The organism is Flavobacterium resistens (assembly GCF_900182645.1).
Lineage (GTDB): Bacteria > Bacteroidota > Bacteroidia > Flavobacteriales > Flavobacteriaceae > Flavobacterium > Flavobacterium resistens.
The window spans coordinates 1-26,699 of record NZ_FXTA01000007.1; the positions used below are offsets into that span (position 1 = coordinate 1).

Genomic DNA, 26,699 nt, shown 5'->3' on the forward strand with positions numbered 1-26,699 from the left:
TTTCTTCTCAAAACAGCTACCATAGCCCCGATAGAAGCCGAAATCCTTTTGCTTTTTTCTTTAAAAAGCAAAAGATTGGAGCGGATAGCGGGAAATAGCTCCTTATACAAAATCCAAAATTCGGTTTTTTTACCCTTATATATAGCATAGCTTTCTATATACATATATATGTATAGAAAAAACAAAACCGTTAAATTTTAAAATCTAACGATTTTAATTACATATATACTATAATAGATGATTAGGCTACCCTTCTATTGATTCGCTGGAGCTTTTGCTTTTTCTTCCCATTTATTCATTAAATCATTATAATTAACAGGATTTGCTGCTTTTTGATTTACTAATCTTCCTGATTCAAAAGCACGCTGAAGAATTGTTTCAATTAAATAATCTTCATTGACTTCATAAGGATTGTATTCCGTCTTCAAACTTATATCAAATAAATTGGCTGTTGTGTTTGAAACAAATGCTTTGAATCCACTTTTTAAGGTTTTAATTAAATCATATGTTGTAATCCCTGTTTGTCGATGAACCAACTTTACTAAAATCTGACCTTGCTTTCGCGAAAGCTTTTTAAGTCGGTCTTCAAATTCATTGTTAAGATAGTCTTCAACGATTTTGAAATATTTCTTTTTTTCACGGTTTGAATTAAGACGCGCCATTCCTTTATTTAATGCTGTCAATCTATCTGCTGCTAATTTTGCATACGGATAGACTTTATAAACTCTGTTTTGAAGAATCAAAAATTGTTTTTGCGCCTCGGGATCGAGCTTTTCTTTAGTAATAATAATCTCTGGCAATTCTATAGTATCGCCTAAAATAGAATCTTTTTCTGTTAAAGTATAGCCCATTTGCTGATTCTCTTTTGGCGTAACCTGAGCACGGCTTGAGAGTGAAAACAATATAAAGAATAAAAGAATGCTGGTAAATCTCATTGAGTCATAATTTAAATGTAAAATTATATATTTATACACAACTCTAATACCAAATTTATAATTTAGCAAAAAAATATTTTTATGAGTTCAAATTCTATCTTAAAAGATACTTCAATTGCTTTCCTTGAAAGCTATCTAAATAACGCATCGCCTACTGGATATGAAAGCGAGGGACAAAAACTTTGGATGCAATATTTAAAACCATACGTTGACACTTTTATCACTGATACTTACGGAACTGCTGTTGGCGTTATCAATCCAGACGCTCCTTTTAAAGTTGTAATTGAAGGTCATGCTGATGAAATTTCCTGGTATGTAAATTATATTACAGATGATGGATTAATATATGTAATAAGAAATGGTGGTTCTGATCATCAAATTGCTCCTTCAAAACGAGTTGACATTCATACCAAAAAAGGAATTGTAAAAGGCGTTTTTGGCTGGCCAGCTATTCATACACGCTTACGTGATAAAGAAGAAGCTCCGAAATTAAGCAATATCTTTATTGATTTAGGATGCGAAACCAAAGAACAAGTTGAAGCTATGGGAGTTCATGTTGGATGTGTTATTACTTATCCTGATGAATTCATGATTTTAAACGAAAATAAATTTGTTTGTCGTGCCATTGACAACAGAATGGGCGGTTTTATGATTGCGGAAGTTGCAAGACTTCTGCATGAGAATAAAAAAGAGCTTCCGTTTGGATTGTATATAGTAAATTCTGTTCAGGAAGAAATTGGTTTGCGCGGTGCTGAGATGATTGCACAAACTATTAAGCCGAATGTTGCTATTATAACTGATGTTTGCCATGACACTACAACTCCGATGATCGACAAAAAAGTCGAAGGCGATCTAAAAATGGGTAAAGGGCCTGTAATTGCTTATGCTCCTGCTGTTCAAAACAAACTCCGTGATTTAATTGTTGATACAGCTGAAGAAAATAAAATTCCGTTTCAGCGCAATGCAACTTCAAGCGCTACAGGAACAGATACTGATGCTTTTGCTTACAGCAATGGCGGTGTGGCATCAGCATTGATTTCTTTGCCTTTGCGTTATATGCACACTACAGTTGAAATGGTACATAAAGAGGATGTTGAAAATGTAATTCAGCTGATTTATGAAACATTATTGAAAATTGAAAACAACGAAACTTTTTCTTATTTTAAATAATAACAAGGTACAAACATAAATTAGGCTGTTTTTAAAACGGCCTAATTTATAAATAGGCTATATATGAAAATTTTATTGCTCGAAGACGATTTTACTTTATCGAAAGAAATCTCCGCATTTTTTTCTTCGAAAGGCTTTGAGTGCTTTCCTTATTATGATGGCGCGTTATTGTTGAAAAAATACGTTCCTTATGAATATGATTTAATCATTCTTGATATTAATGTCCCCGGTACGAATGGGATTGATGTTTGCAAAGGCATTCGTGAAAATGATAAAAAAACGCCAATAATTATGTTGACGGCCTTCAGTGAAATTGATGACAAACTTGCTTCTTTTGACAATGGCGCCGATGACTATTTAGTAAAGCCTTTTCATTTCGAAGAATTGTTTGCCCGAATTTCATCTTTATTAAGACGAAAAGAGATTCCGCAGCAAATTGAAAAAAAGATTATTATAGAAGATTTGGAAATTTTGGAAGAAGAAATGAAAGTATTCCGCTCAGGCGAAGAAATCAAGCTTACTCCAAAAGAGTTCAAGCTGATTATGATCTTGGCTCATGCCAAAGGAAAAGTGCTATCCAAGCAATTTATTGCCGAAAAACTTTGGGATTACCATATCGAAACCAACCAAAATACAATTGAAGTCTATATTAATTTTCTTCGAAAAAAAATCGACAAAGATCACGAAACAAAACTTATTCGAACCAAAGTCGGTTACGGTTATTATTTAAGCAATCAGGAATGACATTAAAAAACAGAATATCACTTTTGGTAAGTTTGCTGTTTACAATCCTTTTTGGATTAGCTTCAACGGTGATATTTGTTTTGTATTCCAATTTTCGAAAAGAAGAATTCCGTGATCGTTTAGAAATTAAAGCGCTTTCGAACATCAAACTTTTAGTAAATGTAAAAGAGGTTGATGATCAGCTTTTGAAAATTATCGATCAAAATTCAATCAACAAATTGTATGATGAAAAGACTTTGGTTTTTGATTCTCATTTTAAACTGATTTACAGCAGTATTGATGATGCAAAGATAAATTGGTCAATTGAAGATTTAAAATACCTAAAAAAACATAAAACCTTTTTTAAACAACAAGGCGACTATGAAGTTTACGGCGTTTTTTATGACACTAAAGACAAAGATTTTTATGCTTTAATTTCGGCTACAGATGATTATGGAAAACGAAAACTTCTTTTTCTTCGCTATACTTTAGTCGTATCTTATATCTTTTTTACTTGTATTTGTTGGGTTTTGACATCCTTCATGGTTAAAAAAGCTATGAATCCGTTGAGTGTATTCCATCAAAAAATAAAAAACATAAACGAAAATAATCTTGATACGCGCGTAGCATCCAAAAGCAATAAAAATGAAATTGATTTAATTGCAAACGAATTCAATTTCATGATGGATAGAATTGAGATTTCATATCAAAAACAAAAAGAATTTACCGCACACGCATCGCACGAATTGCGAACGCCTTTATCCAGAATCACTTCACAGATTGAAAATGTTGTTACAGATCCTGCCACTTCTGAAAAAGGAAAATCATTTTTAAAAACCATTTTATCAGACGTAAACCAATTAACAGAATTAATTAATTCTTTATTGATTCTTTCGAAAATTGACAATAAAAACCACGAAAATACAGAAGTTCAACGCATGGACGAAATCTTATTTTCGGCCATAGAAAATTTAAATAAAAGCTTTCCTGATTTTGTAATTCTTTTTGAAATGGAAGAAAGTGATAATCTGGATTCTGTTTTAGAAGTAAAAGGAAATAAAAATCTCCTAGAAATTGCACTAGGCAATATTTTAAAAAACGCTTGTGTGTACTCTGATGACAAGCAAGCCAAAGTCAAAATTAGCGTACAAGATAATCATCTTGTAATTTCGATTTCAAATAGCGGAAAAACTTTAAGCGAAAACGAGCAAAAAAATCTTTTCCAACCTTTTATGCGAGGCAAAAATTCAAAAGGGACTTCAGGCTTTGGGCTGGGTCTGCGTATTGTTCAGCGAATACTTTCCCTGCACAACACAACTATAACCTACAGTGTTCCAGCTGATAATATAAATTTATTTCAACTTTTCTTTCATTAATATTCTTTTTTAAGGTATTTTTAAGGTAGATTTTAAGGTTACTTAAAGTCTGTCGATAGCATATTTGTACAACTTAAAATTGATACAATGAAAAAAGCATATGCATTTTTTCTGCTTGTTGTTCTAAATCAAGCAGTAATGGCTCAAAAAACAATCACTCTTCAAGATTGTGAAAGTCAATTTCTTAAAAAAAATCTTTTTTTGCTGGCCTCTCAATATAATATTGATGCTTCTAAAGCGCTGACGATTCAGGCAAAAATTTGGGACAATCCAGCTTTAACAGCAGAATTAAATGCTTACAATCCCGATGCAAACAAATATTTTGATATTGGAAAAGAAGGACAAAAATCCTTTGGTATTGAGCAGCTGATTTATTTAGGCGGAAAAAAACGCAATGAAGTTAAATTGGCTCAAACCAATGAACAATTGGCTGAATTACAATTTAATGATCTTTTAAGGACTTTAAAACTTCAATTACGCAAGAGCTTTTACACTGTCTATTACAATACAAAAAGTCTTGAAACGACAGATCAGCAACTTGCCCATATTGAAGATTTAATTAACTCCTACTCCGTTCAGGCACAAAAAGGAAATGTTCCTTTAAAAGATGTTGTTCGTTTACAATCGTTGTATCTCAATTTTAAAAATGAACGAATGGAAGTAGTAAATGATAATATTGAAGAACAAGGTAATTTGAGATTATTACTGAATTCAACTGAAAATATAGTTCCAGAAGTTTCAAAAGATGAATTCAGCAAATATTTGAAAACAATGCCTTTCGATTTAAAATCTTTAGAAGATCAAGCCATTGCCAACAGACCTGATTATTTGGCTAAACAAAAAGAAATTGATGCAAATGAATTGAATGTAAAATGGCAAAAATCACTTTCGATTCCAGATCTAACTTTAGGTGCAAATTATGATCAACGAGGCGGCGCTTTTAATAAAGAAGCAAATGTAACACTTGGCATTCCGCTTCCACTTTGGAACAAAAACAAAGGAAATATTAAATATGCACAAACCATTTTAGAACAGTCTAAAGTTGAAAAACAAAATTTTGATCTGCAATTGCAAACAGAAATTACTTCGGCCTGGAATAAATGGGAGGAATCACGCAAAAATTATTCGGTAATAAAACCAACCGTAAATGCCGACTTTGAAGCAGTTTACAACGGAATGCTTAACAACTTCCAAAAACGAAATGTGAGTTTATTAGAATTTACCGATTTCATGGAAAGTTATAATCAGGCTACAATTCTAGTAAATGAATTAAAGAAAAAACTGGCCCTTTCAGGCGAAGAACTAAATAGTACAATCAATAAAGACTTATTCTAAAAATATACAAAGATGAAACATAAACTAATTATAGGAATCGCAATCGTGAGTTTATCCCTAGCAAGCTGCAAAAAAGAGGTAGAAAATCCGCAGACCAATTCGTCTTTTGCATTAAGTGATTCAATGCTAAAAACAACTACAACTGCTGTCGCGCAAACACAACCCGTAACAAACGAATTGAATTTTTACGGAAAAATTACCGCTGACAATAACAAAATGATTGATGTTTATCCTTTAGTGGGCGGAAATGTAATAAAAGTAAATGTTGAGCTTGGAGATTATGTTCGTAAAGGACAAGTTCTGGCAACCATAAGAAGTACAGATATAGCCGATTTTGAAAAACAATCTTTAGATGCTAAAAGTGATTTATTGGTAGCCAAAAACAATTTGAAAGTTGCCCAAGAATTATTTGACGGTAAATTAAATTCTGAAAGTGATGTACTTCAGGCAAAATCTGAAGTGACAAAGGCGCAGTCACAATTAGGCAAAATTCAGGAAACGTATAAAATTTACAATATTAAAGCAGGTTCTATATATGAAGTAACAGCGCCAATAAGCGGTTTTATTATTCAAAAAAGTATTAATCAGGATATGCTTTTAAGAAACGACCGCTCTGAAAACATTTTTGATATTGCAGAAATAAGCGAAGTTTGGGCAATGGCCAATATCAACGAAATGGATATCAATAAAGTAAAATTAGGAATTGATGCCGATGTTACCACTTTAAGTTATCCGGATAAAGTTTTTAAAGGAAAAGTCGATAAAATTTTCAACGTAATTGATCCTGAAACTAAAGCAATGCAAGCCCGAATTAAACTTCAAAACTCAGATTATTTATTGAAACCAGATATGAATGCCAACATAAAATTATGTTTCAAAGAAAATAATTCAATGATTGCGATTCCGAGTGATGCCATTGTTTTTGATAAAAGCAAAAACTTCGTAATGATTTTTAAAGATCGTCATAATATTGAAACCAGACAAGTCGACGTTTATAGAGTCGTTGGAAAAACAACTTACATTTCAAGTGGTTTGAAAGAAAATGAAAAAGTTATTACAAACAATCAGCTATTCATTTACCGAGCCTTAAACGAGTAAGAAAATGGAAAAATCTGTAAAAATACTGGGGTTTGCTACGTTATTTGTTTCAACGCTTTCATTTTCTCAAGAAACAGATTCGATCCGAAAATATAGTCTGAAATTTCAAATGACATCTATATATCAATATCATCCCGCTTTTCATGCAGACTATTCAGGAACAAATAGTATGCATCCAAAAGATGAAGGTGCATTATCATTGACATCAACATTATATCTTGATGTACCGCTTTGGAAAGGCGCTACAGTAACTTTTAATCCAGAAATGTCCGGAGGTGAAGGATTATCATCAGCCAGAGGATTAGGAGGTTTTCCAAATGGAGAAACATTCAGAATTGGAGATACAAAACCTGTAGTTTATGTGGCAAGAATGTTATTGGAACAAAAGTTTAAGTTTAAAAATAATCAATCATTACAGTTGGTTTTTGGAAAATTTGGATTATCAGACTATTTCGACAACAGCCTTTATTCACATGATCCCAGAACACAATTTTTAAACTGGTCGCTAATGACTTACGGAGCTTGGGATTATGCTGCAAACACCAGAGGATACACAGATGGTTTGTATGCCAATTATCAATTTGATACCTGGCAAGTTAGAGGTTCCTTAACTGCATTACCTACTTATGCCAATGGTCCAAACGTTGAATTTAGCTTCGCCAATTCGAATGCAATAAACATAGAAGTGGAGAAAAAAATCATCTTTAAAAATAATGACAGCGCCAATATAAAATTATTAGGTTTTAGAAATGTAGCCGGAATGGGGAATTATGACGAAGCAAATTCCAATTTCACAACAACTCCCGATATACAAAGTACAAGACAAAATGGTCGCACCAAATACGGAATTGGGTTAAATATGGATTATACACACAATGATAACTGGGGGCTTTTTGGTCGAATAAGCTATAATGATGGAAAAAATGAAACCTGGGCATTTACAGAAATTGACCGATCGGCGCAATTGGGAATTCATTTGAATGGAAAAATGTGGAATCGAACTGATGATTTCGGCGGAATTGCGCTCGTAGCAAACGGATTGTCAAATCCTCATAAAGAATACCAGAAACTTGGAGGAAATGGTTTTATGATTGGCGACGGAACTTTAGATTATGGTGTCGAACAAATTGTAGAAGTATTTTATTCCTTTTTAGTGCCCAATACACATATTACATTATCACCAGATTATCAATTTGCAATGAATCCGGCTTATAATAAAGATAGAGGTCCAATTCAATTTTTTGCCTTACGTTTTCATACCGAGTTCTAAATATAGAATACTAAATATGCATTCTTAAAACGAAGCAACAGAATTAAAAAAACAAAAATTCATCATTAAAAATACTTTTTAGAATGAACAAATTCATTAGAAATATAATTGCTTTTTCGCTTAAGAATAAAGCATTCACCTTTTTTTGGGTGGGATTACTGGCAGTTGCAGGATTCATTTCTTTCAAAAATATGCCCATCGACGCCTTTCCGGATGTTACGAATACTCAGATTATCATCATTACACAATGGAACGGAAAAAGTGCCGAAGAAGTAGAGCGTTTTGTGACTTCTCCAATCGAGATTTCGATGAACTCGGTTCAGAAAAAAACGAGCGTTCGAAGTATTACGATGTTCGGTTTATCTGTAATAAAAATCATTTTTGATGATGGCGTCGACGATACTTTTGCACGCTTGCAAGTAAATAATTTACTAAAAAATGTTTCGCTTCCTGATGATGTGGAGCCAGATGTTCAACCTCCTTATGGTCCAACAGGAGAAATATTCCGATATATTGTAAAAAGTGACAGCAGAGACAGCCGTGAATTATTGACTTACCAAAACTGGGTTATTGACAAACAGCTTCGTGCAGTTCCTGGTGTAGCAGATTTGAACGTTTTTGGTGGTCAGACAAAAACGTATGAAGTTGGAGTTGATCCAATTAAATTGGCTAAATACAACATTACACCTTTGCAGGTTTATAATGCCGTAAATGGCGGAAACTTAAATGTTGGTGGAGATATTATTGAAAAAAACGGACAAGCATTTGTTGTTCGTGGTGTCGGGCTTTTAAAATCAATTTCGGACATTGAAAACATTATTGTTGATGATGCTGCAGGAAATCCGATTTTGGTAAAAAATGTAGCGAATGTTTATGAAAGCGCAATGCCAAGGGTTGGACAAACCGGAATTGGGAAAAACGATGATGCCGTTGAAGGAATTGTCGTAATGAGAAAAGGCGAAAATGCACAAGAAACATTAGCCTTGATCAAAGATAAAATAAAGGATTTAAATGATAACATCCTTCCAAAAGACATTAAAATAGAAACGTTTTACGATCGTGATAATTTAATGAATTTCACTACCGAAACGGTAATGCACAATTTATTTGAAGGAATTATTCTGGTTACCTGCGTCGTATTCTTATTCATGGCCGATTGGCGAACAACATTCACCGTTTCTATAGTAATTCCGCTATCCTTATTATTTGCATTTTTATGTCTTAAAATGATGGGAATGAGCGCTAACTTACTGAGTTTGGGAGCAGTCGATTTCGGGATTATTATTGATGGTGCGGTAGTTATGGTCGAGGGATTGTTTGTTGTACTTGATCATCGAGCGCATCAACTGGGAATGACAGCTTACAACAAAATTGCAAAAGGAAGCTTGATTAAAAAAACCGGAACTGAAATGGGAAAAGCCATTTTCTTTTCGAAATTAATCATCATCACAGCATTATTGCCAATATTTTCATTCCAGAAAGTAGAAGGAAAAATGTTCTCTCCCCTAGCCTACACTTTAGGTTTTGCCTTAATGGGAGCATTACTTTTTACTTTGACGCTGGTACCGGTTTTATCACACATTTTATTGAATAAAAATGTAAAAGAAAAACACAATCCATTTGTGAATTTCTGGGACAGAATTGTTGGAAAAGGTTTTGCATGGACATTTAAACATAAAGTACAAACGCTGATCGCTTCTGTGGCTATATTAGTTACTGTTTTCTTTTCTGCAACTTTTTTAGGGACAGAATTCCTTCCTCAATTAAACGAAGGCGCCTTATGGGTAACAGCAGAATTGCCAATGAGTTCGTCACTTCCTGAAAGTGTCCAAACTGCGGCAATGATTCGAAAAGACCTGGAAAGTTTTCCTGAAGTGAAAAAAGTGTTATCACAAACCGGACGAAGCAATGACGGAACAGATCCAAACGGTTTTGGTTTTATTCAGTTGCAAGTTGATTTGAAACCAAAATCGGAATGGACACGAAAAATTTCAATGGATGATTTGATTAATCAAATGGATGAAAAACTAAAAGTTCATCAAGGAATTACTTATAATTATTCTCAGCCTGTCATCGATAACGTAGCCGAATCTGTTGCAGGTTTTAAAGCTTCAAATGCTGTAAAAATTTATGGTGATGATCTTGATAAATTGGATGAATTATCCAATGAAGTTTTGGATAAAATCAAAAATATTCCAGGAATAAAAGATGTCGGAATTCTTCGTAATGTTGGACAGCCAGAAATCAGTGTAATTTTAGACCGAGAAAAAATGGCCGCATATGGCGTAACATTAAGCGATGCACAAGCCGTTTTAGAATTGGCATTTGGAGGAAAAACAGCTACAGAAAAATATGAAGATGAAAAGAAATTTGATGTCAGAGTTCGTTTTTCAAAAGAATATCGAAAAGATGAAGAAGATTTGGCTGAACTGAAAGTTCCAACGATTAGCGGAGTTAAAATTCCGTTGAAAGAAATCTGCGACATCAAAACCATAACTGGACCGGCTTTTATTTACAGAGATAATACAAAACGTTTTATTGGCGTAAAATTCTCTGTCCGTGACCGAGATTTAGGAAGTACAATTGCCGAAGCTCAGAAAAAAGTAGCCGAATTAAAAATGCCTGCTGGCTATACAACAGGTTGGACAGGTGAATTTGAAAACCAGGTGCGTGCGAGCGCCCGTTTGACTCAAGTAGTGCCAATCAGTTTAATTGGAATATTTGTTTTGCTCTTTATTTTATTTGGAAATATCAAAGATTCACTACTTGTTTTAGCCAATGTTCCGTTTGCGGTTATTGGAGGGATTATTGCACTGCATATTACGGGTATGAATTTTGGTATCTCGGCAGGTGTTGGTTTTATTGCTTTGTTAGGAATTTGTATACAGAACGGTGTAATTTTAATATCCGAATTCCATCATAATCTCAAGGCAAAATTTACGCTCGAAGAATCTATTTTTATGGGAGTAAAAGCCAGAACAAGAGCGGTAGTAATGACAGCGTTAATGGCTTCAATAGGTTTGATGCCTGCAGCAATTTCAACAGGAATTGGTTCTGAATCGCAAAAACCTCTTGCAATAGTAATTATCGGTGGTTTAGTTACTGCAACTATTCTGACGCTATTAGTTTTTCCAATTATTTTCTGGGTTTTCAATCGTAAAAAGAATGTTCCAATTGAATAAAAAAGTATAAAACTTAATCAGACAAAAGCATCATTAATTTTAATGGTGCTTTTTTTATTTCCTTTACAAATTAGTTTAATATCTTGCATTACAACTATAAAACTGATTTATGAAATACATCTATTTTCTGATAACCATTTTTTCAATTTCTTTATTGGCTTCGGTAATAAATCCAAAAGAAGGATTTACTTGTTTTCTTGAAATCATTCCGGCTATAATAGGATTTCTGATTTTAGCTTTCACTTTCAAAAAATTCCGTTTTACCAATTTTACGTATACTTTGATTTTAATTCATTGTATTATTTTATTTATTGGAGGTCATTATACATATGCCGAAGTTCCTCTTTTTGATTACCTAAAAGAAATATTTCATCAAAGCCGAAATAATTATGATAAAGTTGGACATTTTGCGCAAGGTTTTGTTCCTGCAATGATTATTAGAGAATTATTTATTCGCAAAGAAGTCATCAATAATAAAAGCTTTTTCAATTTTATTATTGTCAGTATCTGTTTGGCTATAAGTGCCGTGTATGAATTTATAGAATGGTTTGTTTCTCTGGCAACCGGAGACGGCGGAGATGCTTTTTTAGGAACTCAGGGTTATGTTTGGGATACACAATCTGATATGCTGTTTGCAACTATTGGCGCAATTACAGCTTTGATTTTATTCTCCAGATTTCAAGACAAAAAAATCAAAGAAATTAATTTTTAAAACTTCGTAATATTATAAAAATAAAAAACGGCCCTCTGCTCAAGGAAGGCCGTTAAGTATACTAACTCTAACTCAAACTAGATTTAAACTGTATTATTTTAAATCTTTTAAAATTGCAATTGCTTCAGTTGCATTTGACAATTGTGCATATTTTAATGCTGTAAAACCTTGTTCGTTTTTATCTTCTGGACGTGCACCATTTTCTAATAAAACTTTAAGGATCTCAACTTTGTTATATCGTGCTGCGATCATCAAAGGTGTCATATCCTCAGATTGTTCGTTTACATTTGCTCCATAAGCAATGAATTTTTTCACTACTTCTAAATCTCCTTTGCTTACTGCTACGTGCAATGGCGCTGAGAAGTTTCTAGAAACTTCGATTTTTGGATTTCCAACTAGTGATGTGTGATTTGCTGCCATTGAAACATTGGCAAAAGCTACTAAAGCTACTCCTAAAATAATTACTGACTTTTTCATGTTGATTGATTGTTAAATTGATTGATTATTGATGATTTTTAATTTCGATGTAAAGGTAATTTATTTTTATGTATTATGTATAACAAAGTACCTTGTTTTAACTAATTATTAACATTCAATTAATATAAGCGCTATAAATCAAACTGAACGTTAATAATTTGCTTTCTTAATAGACGCACAAAAAGTCAATATGTTACAGTTTAAATTAAAAAAATATAAAAAATCTTATGAATATTTTTTTTAAGCTAAATAATCCAATGATTTAAAGCTGTTTTCATCACACTCAAAATCAACATGTAAGACCTTTTATTCAAAGATTTTATGTACATTTAATAGAACAAAAAACATCTAACAAACTTAAAACCGAAAAAAACATGAAAATCATCAAAAAAATTCTAATTGCTTTAATTTTAATATTTGCTGTTATACTTATTGCAGCTTTTTTTATGCCTAAAAATTATGCTGTAGAAAGAGAAATAACCATTAATAAACCCGTTGACTCGGTTTTTAATTATGTAAGATCCTTAAAAAATCAAAATGAATTTAGTGTTTGGGCAAGTATGGACCCAAAAATGAAATCGACTTTTTCTGGCACAGACGGACAAGTTGGATCGATTTCGGCTTGGGAAAGTAAAGTCGAAAATGTTGGATCCGGTGAACAAGAAATTACAAAAATTACGGAAGGAAGACGCATTGACTTTGCTCTACGTTTTAAAGAGCCAATGAATGATACTGCAGAAGGTTTTATGTCGACAGAAACTGTTTCCGGAAATCAGACAAAAGTAAAATGGGGTATCAATGGTGTTATTCCATATCCAATGAATATTATGCTTCCCTTCATGAAAATGGATGAAATGATTGGAAATGATTTACAAAAAGGATTGGAAAATCTGAAAAAGAAATTAGAATAATATTCAATAAAATATAAAGCAAAAGTGCAATTCAAAATAGAATCTGAATTGCACTTTTTTATTGCTTCGTGATTATATTATTTCAAGTTTTTCAGAATAGCAATTGATTCAGTTGCTTTTGCATATTCTGCATAATTTAAAGCCGTAAAGCCTTTTTCATTTTTATCAGAAGGTGTTGCTCCATTTTTTAGCAGAATTTTTATGATTTCAAATTCATTAAATCTTGCCGCAATCATTAACGGTGTCATATCATTCACCATTTTATTTATATCTACGCCGTATTGAATAAATCTTTTGACACTTTCAATATCACCTTTGCTTATTGCAAGATGTAGAGGTGATTTTGTATTACTAGAAAACGCCATTTCATTTTTAATCCTAAATTTTAAACTTGATGCATTTAATACATTTCCGAATACTAAAATTGCTCCTAAAATAATTACTCTTTTTTTCATGATGATTGTTTGTTAAATGATTGATGATGATTTTCTACTTAGACGACTCAACAATCAATTAGGTTGCATCATTTAAAAAAAATATAATAATAGAAAAAGTGCAATCCCATTTTGGCAGAATTGCGCTTTCTAAAATATTTGATAGAGAACTAAATTTTAAATTGACTACTGTAAATATTTTTTAAATCCTTTTCAAATAAAGTATATGGATCTTCATAAAATTGAATAAAGTCCGGCGCGCTGACTTGTCCCGGAAATGGTGCAAAATAATGGGTTGGGTTTGTGCTGTCATTTCTCCATACTAAAACATAAGCCAATTCTAAATTTTCAGATTTCAGCGTTTTCAGCAATATTTCTGTCCACCATTTTTCATTTGGAATAGATTCTAAGCCTGTTTCTGTAAAGGCGGCCAGTTTTTCTTTTTTAATTGCTAAATCTGAAATTATTTTTAGCCTCTTTACTCCTGCTTCAAGATTGTATTTTCCATCACGACCAAAATCGGCATAATCATCCATTCCAAACATATCTACAAAATTATCACCTGGATAACGTTCCAAATATTCTGTTTCCGAATTAAATCTGACATCCGGAGAAAAAGCATAAATAAAATTGTGGACGCCTAAAGTATCTCTCAAATAAGAAACCGTAAATTCCCAAACCGCAATAAAATCTTCGCGAGAAGTATATTTTTTTCCCCACCAAAACCAATCGCCGTCAAATTCATGATATGGCCTGAAAATCATTGGAGCTAGAGTGCCATCTTTTGCTTTGACTGAATGCGCAAAATCAGCAATTGTTTTTAGAATTTCTTTGTATTTTTTATGATGTGAACCACCTGGTTTAATCAATGCCATTGCAGGCGAAGAAACAGAATCTTTCCAATAAAACCCATTTTCAGAAACCGGATTATTAAAATGCCACGAAACAGTAGTAATACCGCCACGTTCATAAGTTGAAATTACATTTTTTCTGAGCGTTTCTTTCGTTTTTTCAATCACATCTTCAGAGCGCCCGGAGAAATCGCTGAAATCAATTCCGACTACAGCCGGGTGTGATCCCGTAACCGATTTTACATCAGAACGATTAGGCTCATTTTTCCAACCGTGTCCATATTCCAGTGCGTGTTGATGTCCAAAAAGAATATGTTTTTTAGAAATTAATTTTAAATTCTGATATAAAATTTTGGTTTCTTTTGTGGCTTTTTTATCAATTTGCGCAAAAAGAAAATGCCCTGCTGTCATAAATAGAAACAGAAGGGCATTTTTTATTATTGTTGATTTCATGGTTTAAATAATTAGTTTAAACCCGAAATTACTATTTTGAAGAAAGGTAATCTAATACGTTTTTTTCAATACGTTGATCAATATTGTCAATATCAGCTTTTACGAATTTTTCTCCTAAGATATTCTCATACAATTCGATATATCTTTCAGAAACAGATTCTATATAAGCATCATTCATATCCGGAATTTGTTGTCCTTCCTGACCTTGGAAACCATTTTCAATTAACCAACGACGAACGAATTCTTTTGATAATTGTTTTTGCTCCTCGCCTTTTACTTGTCTTTCTGCATATCCATCAGCATAAAAATAACGAGATGAATCTGGTGTATGAATTTCGTCAATTAAAACGATAATACCGTCTTTCGTTTTTCCAAATTCATATTTTGTATCCACTAAAATTAATCCGCGAGATGCAGCAATTTCAGTCCCTCTTTGGAACAAAGCACGAGTATATTTTTCTAAAATCAAATAATCTTCTTCAGAAACAATTCCTTTTGAAAGAATGTCTTCACGAGAAATATCTTCATCATGAGAACCATTATCTGCTTTTGTAGTTGGCGTAATAATTGGTTCCGGAAATTTGTCGTTTTCTTTTAAGCCTTCAGCCATTGTTACACCGCAAATTTGTCTTCTTCCTGCTGCGTATTCACGAGCCGCGTGACCTGAAACATAACCGCGAATAACCATTTCTACTTTAAAAGGTTCGCATAAATATCCAACAGCAACGTTTGGATCAGGAGTAGCGATCAACCAATTTGGAACAATATCTTGAGTCAACTCCATAAATTTTGTTGCAATCTGATTCAAAATTTGTCCTTTGTATGGAATTCCTTTTGGCAAAACCACATCAAAAGCCGAAAGTCTGTCAGTAGCTATCATTACTAAAAGCTCGTCGTTAATATTGTAAACTTCTCTAACTTTTCCGCGGTAAACTGATTTTTGATTCGGAAAATTAAAATTTGTAGTTGTGATTGTATTGCTCATTATTTGTTGTGTTGTTTTTTTATGAATGCAAATTTAAAACTAATTAAAAGAAAAAAAGAATCTATTCAGATTCTTTTTTTAGTCTCAGTATACAGTCACAGTTTCCAGTCTTCAAAACTGTGACTGAAACCTATTTTTTCAAAAGCGTCGAATTAAATAAATTCAGGATTCTGCCATATTCATCAATCCAAGAATACGTTTCCTTAAATCCGTGAGATTCAACTGGAAAAGAAGCCAAACTCCAATTCTTTTTCTCTAATTCAATGAAACGCTGTGACAAACGTACGATATCTTTATATTCAACATTATCATCAACCATTCCGTGCAGCATCACTAAATTTCCTTTTAAATTATCTGCAAAATAAATTGGAGAACTTTTTTTGTATGCTTGTGGATCTGTTTCAGGGAAATTCAAAATATTTCCGGTATAACCGTGATTATAATGTGCCCAATCCGTAACGGAACGCAACGCAGCACCCGATGCAAATTCGCCTGGAGTTGTCAACATTCCCATTAGAGTAATGAAACCTCCGTATGAACCACCGTAAATACCAACTCTGTCAGCATCAATTCCGTATTTTTCAACTAATAATTTTTTACCATCTAAATGATCTGATAAATCCTTTCCGCCCATAAAACGATAAATTCCAGTTCTAAAATCGCGTCCGTAACCATCACTTCCTCTATAATCGATATCTAAAACTGTATAACCTAAGTCAGTCAGCAAATTATGGAACATATATTCTCTGTAATAATTGCTCCAAAAATTATGTGCATTTTGAAGATATCCAGCACCATGAACAAAAATAACAGCTGCTTTATTTTTAGTTTCTGCAGTTGGTGTATATAATCTCGCATTTACCGAAGTTCCGTCTTGCGCTTTAAATGTAATTACTTCAGGTGTTCTCCATTGGTATTTTTTGAAATCTTCAGTAACCGAAGAAGAAATCTGCTGTAAAGTTGTATTCTTTTTATTTTCAGCAACATAAAAATCCCATGGAATATTTTTATACGAATAACGGACTAAAAGTGATTTTTCATCTGGCGAAAGTACTACTTCATGCGCGCCATCTTTTGTTAAAATTGGCTGTAAAACTCCATCAGCCGGAATTAATTTATAGAATTCTCTATTTCCCGGATGTGTCGTATTTGTGCTTAAATAAAACACTTTTTTATCCTTAGATAAAGTTACATCGCGAACTTCCCAATTTCCTTTTGTTAATTGTGTTTTCTTTTTTGTCTTTACATTATAAGTATATAAATGAGAATATCCCGTAGCTTCAGACTGGAAATAAATTGTTTCATTATCAGCTAAAAATTCTAAATTTCCAGATGCAAATGAATACGACGGAATTCCAGGACCACCAATCCAGGCTTCATCATGCTGGTATTCAATTTCTTCAAAAGTTCCTTTATCCAAATTTAAATTTACAAGCCATCTGTCTTTATTATCCTGGCTTCTGATTTCAACAATTGCCAATGACCCGTTTTCATTATAAACAGGAGCTTGAGCTACAATCAGTTTGTCTTCTTTTGGTTTGTTTTTTAGATTTTCATATTCTTGGAAATATTTTGGTGTATCCTGAATATGACTTAAAGTTGAAAAATTCACATAATAAACAGAATCTTTTGCAACCGAATAAATTCCGAATTTCGTTTTTACAAAATTATTAGTCGAAACTTTTTCTTTCGTTTCTGGATTTTGGTTATAACCATCAGAAGTAATAAAAACCTCCATTTTTTCTTGCTTCACTTCATTTTCTTCAACTAATCTGAAAGTCGCAAAATTCCCGTTTGGATTTACTTTAAGACTTGTAAATCTATCTTTTCCGTAAAAATATTCTTTGGCAAAGTCAGATTTAACTGCTTTTGTTTTAGCAAGATTCCATTGTTTTTTGGCCTCTTTGTCTCTTATAAACTGGAATAATTCTTTTTGTTGTGTGTTTAAAAAAGTCTCTTTTTCTGGTTTTGTTTCTTTTTTAGCTCCTTTGCTGAAATTCGTAATCTGCAAAACAGTTCCTTCTTTTGTATTGTATTTGAAAATATTATCGTTTTGAGAAAAGAATAAAACGCCAGCTTCAGATCCTAATTGCAGATTTGATATTGCTGCTGATTGTTGAATCAATTTTTTACTTGTTTGTGACTTAATTGAATAAGAATACAAGCTTCCTTTATCTACATAATAAACAATATCAGAACCCGGTTTGCTTTTGAAATCCATTTGAGAAAAAACAGCTTCTTTTGGCTGAACGATTTCTGGTTTTGTCATTCCTTTTTGCCAATAATAAGTACTTGCTCCAAGTTCATCTTTCGGATTCCATTCAAAATAAACCTTTTTTCCGTCTAAAGACCAGCGTCCGTTAGTGGGTTGATTTCCAATGAAAGATTCTCCTTTCATTATTTCTTCTAATTTTAATTTCTGAGAATTTCCTGTTATGGAAAGTAATAGAAAGGCAAGAATAAAACTGTTTTTTATCATGGTAGTTGTATTTGAGAAAACAAAAATACACTTTGAAAACTATTAAAAAAATTGTTTTTATTCAATCAAACATATTACATTAATTATCAATATATTATAAAAAACAAATCCCCAACTATTTATATTGAGGATTTTATATAAATTCTAATAAAAGTGCTATTTAAAACTCAAAATTCCTTTTCCAAAAGATTTTATAGAATTATCCAAATTTCCAAGTGTAGTTTCTGGTAGCTTTTTAAAGTCGGTTGCTTTTACAATTAGAATTTGCCCTTGATCTTTTGCCGGTGCATTCGGAACGAAAACAACTGCATTTCCATTTTGATCTTCTTCTATCAAATGTGCAGGCTGCCAAAAATCGCCATTTTTCAGTAAAATTGGCAAATCAGAACTTGGTTTTTTCTTTCTTCCTTTTAATTTTTCTTCCGCTTCTTTTTTGTTTTTTTCATAACCTGGCAAAAAGATCATTAATTTATCATCAACCCATTTAGTGAATCTTCTTAATAATGACAAACGCATTAAGTAGCCGCTTAAATAAATCAAAACTATCAAAATAATACCACCAGCAATGTCTGTAGCGTATTTTCCTAACACAAGATCGAGACGCAGAAAATGTGCAAATTTTTCACCATAAGTCTGGAAAAATTTCCAAACTTTTCCCAATAACACAAAAAATACAAGAAGCGGTAATAAAACTAATGCTCCCGAAATGCAATTTCTCTCAACTTGACCTAAAAATTCTTTCATCGCTAAACAAATTAAGGTTAAAAAAAAGAGCTGATTCTTAACGAATTAGCTCTTATAAAAATAACTATAATTTATCATTCAGCAAAAAGCCAAATTCAAAACATTCCTTATTAACTCACAAACTCTTTGTTTAGAATTTTTGATGCTATATATCTTGCAACGCCATCTTCGGCATTTGTTTTAATAACTTCCAAATTTGGCAAAGTTTCTTTCAATAAAGCTGGGGCATTTCCCATAATCAATCCTTTTCCTGCTGATGCAAGCATTTGAACATCATTAAATCCGTCGCCAAAAGTCATCGCTTCTGCTAAAGTAAAACCTTCCTTTTCAAGAACTTGTTCAATAGCAACTGCTTTATCTACAGACTTGTCCATAAATTCCAAACAAGTAGGTAAACTAAAGGCGTGATGTAAATGTTCTGATGAATTTGCCAGAATATCATCTTTTAATTTTACTAATTTCTCATGATTGTCGCATGAAAAGAAAATTTTAATAGCGCCAAAATCTTCAATTGTTTTATAATCAACTAATTCCGGGCGGTATTTTAAATCTGCTTGAAATGAATTAAGTCTTTCGTTCCATTTATTGGTCTGCCAAACATTTTCTTTGAACAAAACAACTGTAATTTCCGGATCGATTTCAACATTTAAAGCTGCTTTTACCACATCGCTGTCTAAATCAAAAGAAAAGAGCTGTTCTTTTTCTGGTGAATGAATTCTTGCTCCGTTTGAGCTCACTAAATAAACCGGAACTTCAAGCGTGTCAATAATTCCCATTGCATCCAAATGATGACGCCCTGTGGCTACAACAATAAGATAACCTTGGTTATGCAATTCTTGAAAAATAGATTTTGTATATTCTGAAATTCTATGCTGAGGGTTGAGTAAAGTTCCGTCAAGATCACTTACTACAACTTTTATATTTTTAAGTTTTGTCATATTAATTATCAAATATTTTGATGTGCAAATTTAAGGTTTTAAGATCAGAAGACCAAAGTTAAAAGGCTTTTGCAAGCTGAAATACGGCAAGTTTATTATTTATTTAACTATTTCGTTAAATAAATTCAAATCTTTACAATTCCTGATTGATATAAATTTAATGCTTTTACTAAAACGGATTCAATTTGTTCCAAAGGCAAATCCTGATCAGCATCAAACAACATTATTTTCATTCGAGAACGGGCTTCCTGAAGCAAAAAAGGCTCATCAAAATACTTTCCTTCCACAATACTCAAATAAGGTTTTTTGAACTTTTTATGTATCCATAAATAGCAGAACATTTTTCCTTTATAACAGAAAAATGGCATTCCGTATTTTAAAACGTGCGTAATGTCTTTGTCTTGTTTTAAGATAATATCACGCAAAGCAAGAAATGTCCCTTTTATGGGTTCTTCATGATTTTGATAGAAATCATCTAGTTGTTTCATTATTTACTTCTTTAAATAATATAAAATAGCTTTAATTTCATTGTCATTAAAGTCAAAATTATGAATATAAGCATTCTCATTTGACCAATCTTTCAATGCTAAAGCCTCTTTATTCTCATACTTTAATAAACTATCCTGTTTTGTTATAAAATCGATAAAAAAACTCTCATTTCTTTTTTGATTTCTAACAGAATTTACTAGAAAATTGTCCTTTGCATCTTTTCCTGCATGACAACTGACGCAATTTTTTTCATAATATTTTTTTCCAATATTTTCCAATAACATCTCTTTTCTCTGCATTGACAGCTCTTCATAGAATTTATTCCCCTCTACTTCTTTCTTTTTACAAGAAATTAAAAAAACTAATATTATAAGATTGAAAATTCTGATCTTCATTTTATTCTATATTCCTTTAAAAAAATATTCGTTTTGCACATTTCTAAAAATTTAGAAAAAGTACAAAACGAATATTAATAAATGTCAAAACACATTTTACGATTTACATTCAACATTTCACTAAAATTAAACTTTAGTCGTGATTTTCTATTTGCTTGTAAGCGTCGATTACCTTTTTTACTAATCTGTGGCGAACGATATCTTTATCATCCAGATAAATAATTCCGATGCCTTCAATGTCTTTCAGAACCAAAATTGCTTCTTTAAGACCAGAAATAGTTCTTCGTGGCAAATCGACCTGACCAGGATCACCCGTAATCATAAACTTGGCATTTTTTCCCATACGGGTCAAAAACATTTTCATTTGTGAGTGGGTTGTATTCTGTGCTTCATCTAGAATTACAAAAGCATTATCAAGTGTGCGTCCGCGCATAAATGCCAGAGGCGCAATCTGAATAATTCCTTTCAAGATGTAATCTTCGAGTTTTTCATTTGGAAGCATATCGCGCAAAGCGTCATAAAGCGGTTGCATATAAGGATCCAGTTTTTCTTTCATATCTCCGGGTAAAAATCCGAGGTTCTCCCCTGCTTCTACTGCCGGACGCGTTAATATGATCCTTTTTACTTCTTTGTCTTTTAGCGCTTTTACAGCCATTGCAACGCCTGTATAAGTTTTTCCTGTTCCAGCAGGGCCAATTGCAAACACCATATCATTTTTTTTGATGGTATCTACCAGTAACTGCTGGTTTGGCGTCATGGCTTTGATAATTTTACCGCCAACTCCGTGAACTAGTATTTTATCGTGATCATAAGCTTTTTTTTCTTCCTGACCATCGCTCATTATTACACGTTCAATTACATTATCATCAATGTTGTTGTATCTGGTAAAATGAAGCATCAGCCTCTGAAATCTCTTTTCGAATTCATCTAAAACTTCTTTTTCGCCAAAGGCTTTCAAAGTCGTCCCTCGCGCTACTATTTTAAGCTTTGGGTAGTACTTTTTGATTATTTCAAGATGAGAATCCTGCGCGCCCCAAAAGTCTTTTGGAGCGATGTCTATAAGCTCTATAATTCTTTCGTTCAAATGAGATAAATTTAAATTAAAAATAAATTTGTTTTGTAAATCTATGGCTGTCGGGTATGTTCATATCTTTAAACGCAAATTGTCTTTTCTTTCTTTCAATTTGTATTTACTATTACTAGATTTGCATTTCTCAAATTTAATGAAAATTAGATTTAAATACTATCAATAGTTATAAACAAAATGATGTCAATAATTACCCTTACTACTGATTACGGCTTAAAAGACCACTTTGTTGGTTCGCTGAAGGGTAAAATTATTTCTGAACTTCCAGATGCAAAAATTATTGATATTTCACATGACATTGATCCATTCAACACAGCCGAAGCAAGTTACGTTGTTGGAGCATCATATTTGAGTTTTCCAAAAGGAACTGTACACTTAATTGGAGTCGATATTGAACGCAATAAAGAAAATCAGCATATTGTCATGCAATGGAACGATCATTTCTTTATTTGTGCCGATAACGGAATTTTAAGTATGCTTACGCAAAAGATCGTTCCGCAAAAAATTGTCGAAATTAACATTCATGACCGTTTTCCGAGTGAATTCAGCGATTTGGATATTTTCATACAAGTTGCCTGTCATATTGCAAAAGGTGGTTTGCTGAATGTAATTGGCAAAGAAATTCCAGCCGTAAAAGAAGTTACAGAACTTCAGGCCGTTGTTGCTGCCGATGGAAATTCTCTAAAAGGATATGTTATATATATTGATCATTTCGGAAACGTAGTGACGAATATTTCAAAAAAACAGTTTCTGGAAATTTCCCGCGGACGTCCGTATGAAATTGTGATGAAACCAAAAAGTATCAAAACCATTCTTCCGAATTATTCGGCTATTGCGACTTCGGAAAAATATCCGATTAAAACGTATGAAGGAGAAAAACTGGCAATTTTTAACGAAGCTGGTTTCCTTGAAATTGCAATTTTTAGAAGCAATCCTTCTAAAGTAGGTTCTGCGAACAGCTTGTTGGGACTCAATTATCGTGATGTTATTACGGTTAAGTTTTTAAGTTAAGTAGTACATTCATTTCTTTTAAAGCCATTTTAAATTTCATCGAATAAATTAAACCATGAACAAAACCGTTTTAATTACAGGTGCAAGTAGAGGAATCGGTCTTGCATTAGCAAAATGTTTTTTGAAAAACAATTATAATGTAATCGGGACAAGCACAACTGGAAAAATTAAGAGTTTCGAACACCCTAATTTTAAAAATCTAAAACTCGAATTATCAGACGAAAAGGATATAAACAACATTGCACAGTTTTTAAAAAACAACAATATTGAGATAAGCATTTTAATAAATAATAGCGGAATTGGTCCTGATCTAGACACTTTAAAACCTGATATCGAAAGTTTTAAAAAAACTTTTGACATCAACGTCATTGGGACAGTGTTTTTAACTGAATTGTTGGAACCATTTATTAAGATGAATGGAAAAATCATCAACATATCTTCTAAAATGGGATCAATTGAGTTTTGTGCTTTGACAGATTCCACTGCGTACAGAATGTCTAAAACGGCATTGAACATGTACACAAAAATATTAAGCAATAGACTTATTAATAAGCAAAGTGTTGCATCTGTTCATCCAGGATGGGTACAAACGGATATATCTCCTAATAGTAGCATAAATGGTAGACTTTTAGCAGATGATTCTGGGCTAAAAATATTTAATTTCATTCTAAGTGACTTTAAAACCGGAATATTTTGGAATATTGAAACAGAATCTGAAATAGATTGGTAAAAACTTCAAAAGCAACAAATCTATTTGGTACTTTTGCGCCAAATCTAAAATCAGAAATCTAAAATTATTATATGTTTGTCAGAATAGTAAAAATGAGTTTCCACGAAGAAAAAATTCCTGATTTTCTGGAGAATTTTGAATCAGTGAAAGAAAAAATACGAAATGCAGACGGAAATCGTTTTTTAGAGTTGTATCAGGACAAAAATGATAAATGTATTTTCTTCACCTATAGTTATTGGGAAACCGAACAAGATTTAGAAAATTACAGGAATTCTGAATTATTTAATAACGTTTGGGATTTTACAAAGAAATTATTTAATGCAAAACCAGAAGCTTGGAGCGTTGATAAACTGGTTAGTTTAAATTAGTTTCATGTTTCAAGTTTCACGTTTAGCGAGTAACTTGAAACATAAAACTTGAAACAATAAAAAACAAAAACACAAATGAAATCAATCATTTTACGAGAAATAAAATCCTTTTTTGGTTCTCCTATTGGCTATTTGGTCATTGCGATTTTCTTAATCAGCAACGGTTTATTTTTATGGGTATTTGAAGGAGATTACAATATTCTGAATTCAGGTTACGCCGATTTGACTCCATTTTTCACTTTAGCACCTTGGATTTTGATTTTCCTTATTCCGGCTGTTACCATGAGAAGTTTCTCTGATGAAAGAAAACAAGGAACTCTAGAATTACTTTTAACCAAACCTCTTTCTGTTTGGGAAATTGTAAACGGAAAATTTTTCGGGTCATTGTTGCTAATCATTTTGGCAATAATTCCAACATTCATTTATGTGTTCGTAATTTCTAATTTAGGAAATCCAGAAGGAAATATTGATATGGGAAGCACAATTGGTTCTTATTTCGGATTATTATTTTTGATTGCTTCTTATTCTGCAATCGGGATTTTCACTTCTACTCTATCCGAAAATCAGATTGTTGCTTTTATTATCGCAGTTTTCCTTTGCTTTATATTTTATTTTGGTTTTGAAGGTATTGCCTCTTTAATTCCGGGAGAATCGACTCTAATTTCGGCTTTTGGAATGCAGGATCATTTTAAAAGTATGAGTCGAGGTGTTATTGATACTCGTGATGTAATTTACTTTTTAAGTATCAGCGTATTATTTTTATCTTTTACTGTTTATCAATTAAAATCTTTTAAAGCGTAATGAAAGTATCTAATAAATTAAATTTAAAGACATTAGGCATTACAATTTTTATTTTAATTGTTTTAAATGTTCTCGGAACTTTATTCTTCCATCGTTTTGATTTAACCAAAGACAAACGATATACCTTATCTGAAACTTCTTTAAATATTGTAAAACAGGTTAAAAATCCGTTATCGATTAAGATTTACATGCAGGGTGAACTTCCTGCAGATTTTAGACGTTTACAACAGGAAACCAAACAATTACTAGAAGAATTTCAGGCCTATAACAGCAATATTGTTTTCGAATTCGTAAACCCAATGGAAAACGAAGACGAAAGCATGGAAATAGTAAAATCGCTTTACCAAAAAGGACTTACGCCAGTAAACATTACAGTTGACGATAAAGGAAAGCAATCACAAGCAATGGTTTTTCCATGGGCAATTGCAGTTTACGATAACAAAGAAGTTAATATCCCATTGTTGAAAAACATTATGGGAGCCAATACGGAGCAAAAAGTAAAAGGATCGATTCAGCATTTAGAATACTCAATTGCTGACGCTATCAATAAAATTACAAAAGCCAAGCAAAAGAAAGTAGCTTATATAAAAGGAAACGGTGAATTAAATGAAGTTCATGTTGCTAACTTGCTACGTCAAATCAAAGAAAGCTATTACATTGGTCCTTTCACATTGGATTCTGTTGCAAAAGATCCAAATGGAACTTTAAACGCTCTTAAAAAATATGACTTGGCTATTATCGCAAAACCAACACAAACTTTTTCTGATGAAGAAAAAGAGGTTTTGGATCAGTTTGTTATGAATGGCGGAAAAACAATTTGGTTAATTGATCAAGTTGCTGCTGATATGGACAGTTTATACAATCAATCTGGTGCGACTTTGGCTTACCCAAGAGATCTGAATTTGAATGACATGTTCTTTAAATACGGATTTAGAATTAATCCTGATTTAGTAAAAGACGAACAAGGAAGTCCATTAAAATTAGCAACTGGAGAACAAGGAAGTGCAACACAGTATCAGAATTTTATCTGGAAATTTGCTCCAATTGTTATCCCAACAAGCCAACATCCAATTGTGAAAAATTTAGGAGGAGTCAAATTCGATTTTGCTAACCAAATTGACACTTTAAAAAACGGAATCAAAAAAACAGTTTTGCTTCAGTCATCACAATATTCTAAAAAAATTGGAAGTCCAACAGAGATCAATTTGAATATTGTGACAGAAAAGACTTCTCCACAAGATTATTTAAACAAAGGGAATCTTCCGCTTGCTGTTTTGTTAGAAGGTTCTTTCCATTCAGCATTTCAAAATCGCGTTTTACCGTTTAAAGAAAGTTCATTTCAGACACAAGGAAAACCAAATAAAATGATTGTGATTGCCGACGGAGATTTGGCAAGAAATCAATTAGACAAAAACATGATGCCAGTAGAATTAGGATATGATCAACGTACAGGAAATCTATACGATAATAAAGATTTCATGATGAACTGCATCAATTATTTACTTGACGATACCGGACTTATTAACATTAGAAGCAAAGACGTAGAACTGCCTTTATTGGATAAAGATAAAGTTTATGAAAATTACACGGTAACTCAATTCATAACTATCGGACTTCCAATTCTAATTTTATTGGTTTTCGGACTAGTTTTTACGTTCATTAGAAAAAGAAAATACAGCAAATAGATGTTAATAAAAAAATTGCGAAACTAAGATAGTTTACGATATATTTGTAATCCTTATCTT

General features: G+C 32.4%; 25 protein-coding genes. 14 read left to right on the forward strand and 11 right to left on the reverse strand.

The features are described 5' to 3' along the window. Positions 1-254 precede the first annotated feature (254 nt). Positions 255-935, reverse strand: a complete 681-nt coding sequence (locus FN795_RS20370) for a DUF4294 domain-containing protein (RefSeq protein ID WP_142452330.1) — start codon at positions 933-935, stop codon at positions 255-257. An 81-nt stretch (positions 936-1,016) separates the two neighbouring features. On the opposite strand from FN795_RS20370, the gene FN795_RS20375 reads away from it, so the two are divergent. From FN795_RS20375 to FN795_RS20410, 8 genes are all read left to right on the forward strand, one after another. Beyond that, on the forward strand, positions 1,017-2,105 hold the full coding sequence (locus FN795_RS20375) for a M42 family metallopeptidase (RefSeq protein ID WP_142452331.1): 1,089 nt from the start codon (positions 1,017-1,019) through the stop codon (positions 2,103-2,105). A gap of 63 nt (positions 2,106-2,168) precedes the next feature. After that, complete coding sequence (locus FN795_RS20380; RefSeq protein ID WP_142452332.1) at positions 2,169-2,849, forward strand: response regulator transcription factor; 681 nt, start codon at positions 2,169-2,171, stop codon at positions 2,847-2,849. After that, positions 2,846-4,204, forward strand: a complete 1,359-nt coding sequence (locus tag FN795_RS20385; RefSeq protein ID WP_142452333.1) for a HAMP domain-containing sensor histidine kinase — start codon at positions 2,846-2,848, stop codon at positions 4,202-4,204. Before FN795_RS20380 ends, FN795_RS20385 begins: the two co-directional genes overlap by 4 nt. An 87-nt stretch (positions 4,205-4,291) precedes the next feature. Then, on the forward strand, positions 4,292-5,539 hold the full coding sequence (locus tag FN795_RS20390) for a TolC family protein (protein ID WP_142452334.1): 1,248 nt from the start codon (positions 4,292-4,294) through the stop codon (positions 5,537-5,539). A 12-nt stretch (positions 5,540-5,551) separates the two neighbouring features. Continuing rightward, positions 5,552-6,637 carry an efflux RND transporter periplasmic adaptor subunit gene (locus FN795_RS20395; RefSeq protein WP_035652452.1) on the forward strand — a complete coding sequence of 362 codons (1,086 nt, stop codon included), beginning with the start codon at positions 5,552-5,554 and terminating at the stop codon, positions 6,635-6,637. A gap of 4 nt (positions 6,638-6,641) precedes the next feature. Continuing rightward, positions 6,642-7,907, forward strand: coding sequence for a carbohydrate porin (locus FN795_RS20400; RefSeq protein ID WP_142452335.1), 1,266 nt, complete (start codon positions 6,642-6,644; stop codon positions 7,905-7,907). An 83-nt stretch (positions 7,908-7,990) separates the two neighbouring features. Then, positions 7,991-11,089, forward strand: a complete 3,099-nt coding sequence (locus tag FN795_RS20405; protein ID WP_142452336.1) for an efflux RND transporter permease subunit — start codon at positions 7,991-7,993, stop codon at positions 11,087-11,089. A 109-nt stretch (positions 11,090-11,198) separates the two neighbouring features. Further along, a complete protein-coding gene (locus FN795_RS20410) occupies positions 11,199-11,801 on the forward strand; it encodes a DUF2238 domain-containing protein (protein ID WP_142452337.1) in 603 nt (200 codons plus the stop codon). Positions 11,802-11,894: 93 nt separating this feature from the next. On the opposite strand, the gene FN795_RS20415 is transcribed toward FN795_RS20410, so the two are convergent. Further along, on the reverse strand, positions 11,895-12,278 hold the full coding sequence (locus FN795_RS20415; protein WP_035652445.1) for an ankyrin repeat domain-containing protein: 384 nt from the start codon (positions 12,276-12,278) through the stop codon (positions 11,895-11,897). Between the two features lie 374 nt (positions 12,279-12,652). On the opposite strand from FN795_RS20415, the gene FN795_RS20420 reads away from it, so the two are divergent. Continuing rightward, a complete protein-coding gene (locus FN795_RS20420; RefSeq protein WP_142452338.1) occupies positions 12,653-13,189 on the forward strand; it encodes an SRPBCC family protein in 537 nt (178 codons plus the stop codon). A 77-nt stretch (positions 13,190-13,266) separates the two neighbouring features. Here the strand turns inward: FN795_RS20420 and FN795_RS20425 are convergent, their stop codons facing one another. From FN795_RS20425 to FN795_RS20465, 9 genes are all read right to left on the reverse strand, one after another. Next, positions 13,267-13,644: an ankyrin repeat domain-containing protein gene (locus tag FN795_RS20425; protein WP_142452339.1), complete on the reverse strand. Its 378-nt coding sequence runs from the start codon at positions 13,642-13,644 to the stop codon at positions 13,267-13,269. Between the two features lie 149 nt (positions 13,645-13,793). Next, positions 13,794-14,927, reverse strand: coding sequence for a glycoside hydrolase family 26 protein (locus FN795_RS20430; RefSeq protein ID WP_142452340.1), 1,134 nt, complete (start codon positions 14,925-14,927; stop codon positions 13,794-13,796). Positions 14,928-14,958: 31 nt separating this feature from the next. Then, complete coding sequence (locus FN795_RS20435) at positions 14,959-15,912, reverse strand: phosphoribosylaminoimidazolesuccinocarboxamide synthase (protein ID WP_142452341.1); 954 nt, start codon at positions 15,910-15,912, stop codon at positions 14,959-14,961. 130 nt (positions 15,913-16,042) lie between these two features. Further along, positions 16,043-18,391 (reverse strand): S9 family peptidase, encoded by a 2,349-nt coding sequence (locus FN795_RS20440; RefSeq protein ID WP_142452342.1) that lies wholly within the window; start codon positions 18,389-18,391, stop codon positions 16,043-16,045. 156 nt (positions 18,392-18,547) lie between these two features. After that, positions 18,548-19,135, reverse strand: coding sequence for a hypothetical protein (locus FN795_RS20445; RefSeq protein ID WP_142452343.1), 588 nt, complete (start codon positions 19,133-19,135; stop codon positions 18,548-18,550). A gap of 110 nt (positions 19,136-19,245) precedes the next feature. Further along, positions 19,246-20,073, reverse strand: coding sequence for a Cof-type HAD-IIB family hydrolase (locus tag FN795_RS20450; protein WP_142452344.1), 828 nt, complete (start codon positions 20,071-20,073; stop codon positions 19,246-19,248). 125 nt (positions 20,074-20,198) lie between these two features. Continuing rightward, positions 20,199-20,561, reverse strand: a complete 363-nt coding sequence (locus tag FN795_RS20455) for a DUF1801 domain-containing protein (protein WP_142452345.1) — start codon at positions 20,559-20,561, stop codon at positions 20,199-20,201. Positions 20,562-20,564: 3 nt separating this feature from the next. Then, on the reverse strand, positions 20,565-20,957 hold the full coding sequence (locus FN795_RS20460; protein WP_142452346.1) for a c-type cytochrome: 393 nt from the start codon (positions 20,955-20,957) through the stop codon (positions 20,565-20,567). Positions 20,958-21,090: 133 nt separating this feature from the next. Continuing rightward, positions 21,091-22,041 (reverse strand): PhoH family protein, encoded by a 951-nt coding sequence (locus FN795_RS20465; protein ID WP_035652417.1) that lies wholly within the window; start codon positions 22,039-22,041, stop codon positions 21,091-21,093. Between the two features lie 183 nt (positions 22,042-22,224). Between FN795_RS20465 and FN795_RS20470 the strand changes: the two genes are divergently transcribed. From FN795_RS20470 to gldG, 5 genes are all read left to right on the forward strand, one after another. Continuing rightward, positions 22,225-23,055, forward strand: coding sequence for an SAM hydrolase/SAM-dependent halogenase family protein (locus FN795_RS20470; RefSeq protein WP_142452425.1), 831 nt, complete (start codon positions 22,225-22,227; stop codon positions 23,053-23,055). A 55-nt stretch (positions 23,056-23,110) separates the two neighbouring features. Continuing rightward, the gene (locus FN795_RS20475; RefSeq protein WP_142452347.1) at positions 23,111-23,785 is read left to right on the forward strand and encodes an SDR family NAD(P)-dependent oxidoreductase; all 675 of its coding nucleotides are present in this window, start codon (positions 23,111-23,113) and stop codon (positions 23,783-23,785) included. 71 nt (positions 23,786-23,856) lie between these two features. Next, positions 23,857-24,153 (forward strand): putative quinol monooxygenase, encoded by a 297-nt coding sequence (locus FN795_RS20480; protein ID WP_142452348.1) that lies wholly within the window; start codon positions 23,857-23,859, stop codon positions 24,151-24,153. Positions 24,154-24,228: 75 nt separating this feature from the next. After that, positions 24,229-24,954 (forward strand): gliding motility-associated ABC transporter permease subunit GldF, encoded by a 726-nt coding sequence (gene gldF / locus FN795_RS20485; protein WP_142452349.1) that lies wholly within the window; start codon positions 24,229-24,231, stop codon positions 24,952-24,954. Beyond that, on the forward strand, positions 24,954-26,639 hold the full coding sequence (gene gldG, locus FN795_RS20490; protein WP_142452350.1) for a gliding motility-associated ABC transporter substrate-binding protein GldG: 1,686 nt from the start codon (positions 24,954-24,956) through the stop codon (positions 26,637-26,639). Before gldF ends, gldG begins: the two co-directional genes overlap by 1 nt. Positions 26,640-26,699 lie beyond the last annotated feature (60 nt).

Coding starts and splice junctions, on each gene's coding strand:
- FN795_RS20435 (WP_142452341.1), bottom strand. CDS start 15,912: ATGAGCAATACAATCACAACTACAAATTTTAATTTTCCGAATCAAAAA.
- FN795_RS20475 (WP_142452347.1), top strand. CDS start 23,111: ATGAACAAAACCGTTTTAATTACAGGTGCAAGTAGAGGAATCGGTCTT.
- FN795_RS20430 (WP_142452340.1), bottom strand. CDS start 14,927: ATGAAATCAACAATAATAAAAAATGCCCTTCTGTTTCTATTTATGACA.
- FN795_RS20410 (WP_142452337.1), top strand. CDS start 11,199: ATGAAATACATCTATTTTCTGATAACCATTTTTTCAATTTCTTTATTG.
- FN795_RS20370 (WP_142452330.1), bottom strand. CDS start 935: ATGAGATTTACCAGCATTCTTTTATTCTTTATATTGTTTTCACTCTCA.
- FN795_RS20380 (WP_142452332.1), top strand. CDS start 2,169: ATGAAAATTTTATTGCTCGAAGACGATTTTACTTTATCGAAAGAAATC.
- FN795_RS20395 (WP_035652452.1), top strand. CDS start 5,552: ATGAAACATAAACTAATTATAGGAATCGCAATCGTGAGTTTATCCCTA.
- FN795_RS20450 (WP_142452344.1), bottom strand. CDS start 20,073: ATGACAAAACTTAAAAATATAAAAGTTGTAGTAAGTGATCTTGACGGA.
- FN795_RS20405 (WP_142452336.1), top strand. CDS start 7,991: ATGAACAAATTCATTAGAAATATAATTGCTTTTTCGCTTAAGAATAAA.
- FN795_RS20420 (WP_142452338.1), top strand. CDS start 12,653: ATGAAAATCATCAAAAAAATTCTAATTGCTTTAATTTTAATATTTGCT.
- FN795_RS20470 (WP_142452425.1), top strand. CDS start 22,225: ATGTCAATAATTACCCTTACTACTGATTACGGCTTAAAAGACCACTTT.
- FN795_RS20385 (WP_142452333.1), top strand. CDS start 2,846: ATGACATTAAAAAACAGAATATCACTTTTGGTAAGTTTGCTGTTTACA.
- FN795_RS20460 (WP_142452346.1), bottom strand. CDS start 20,957: ATGAAGATCAGAATTTTCAATCTTATAATATTAGTTTTTTTAATTTCT.
- FN795_RS20375 (WP_142452331.1), top strand. CDS start 1,017: ATGAGTTCAAATTCTATCTTAAAAGATACTTCAATTGCTTTCCTTGAA.
- FN795_RS20390 (WP_142452334.1), top strand. CDS start 4,292: ATGAAAAAAGCATATGCATTTTTTCTGCTTGTTGTTCTAAATCAAGCA.
- FN795_RS20445 (WP_142452343.1), bottom strand. CDS start 19,135: ATGAAAGAATTTTTAGGTCAAGTTGAGAGAAATTGCATTTCGGGAGCA.
- FN795_RS20400 (WP_142452335.1), top strand. CDS start 6,642: ATGGAAAAATCTGTAAAAATACTGGGGTTTGCTACGTTATTTGTTTCA.
- FN795_RS20440 (WP_142452342.1), bottom strand. CDS start 18,391: ATGATAAAAAACAGTTTTATTCTTGCCTTTCTATTACTTTCCATAACA.
- FN795_RS20425 (WP_142452339.1), bottom strand. CDS start 13,644: ATGAAAAAAAGAGTAATTATTTTAGGAGCAATTTTAGTATTCGGAAAT.
- FN795_RS20415 (WP_035652445.1), bottom strand. CDS start 12,278: ATGAAAAAGTCAGTAATTATTTTAGGAGTAGCTTTAGTAGCTTTTGCC.
- FN795_RS20455 (WP_142452345.1), bottom strand. CDS start 20,561: ATGAAACAACTAGATGATTTCTATCAAAATCATGAAGAACCCATAAAA.
- gldG (WP_142452350.1), top strand. CDS start 24,954: ATGAAAGTATCTAATAAATTAAATTTAAAGACATTAGGCATTACAATT.
- FN795_RS20480 (WP_142452348.1), top strand. CDS start 23,857: ATGTTTGTCAGAATAGTAAAAATGAGTTTCCACGAAGAAAAAATTCCT.
- gldF (WP_142452349.1), top strand. CDS start 24,229: ATGAAATCAATCATTTTACGAGAAATAAAATCCTTTTTTGGTTCTCCT.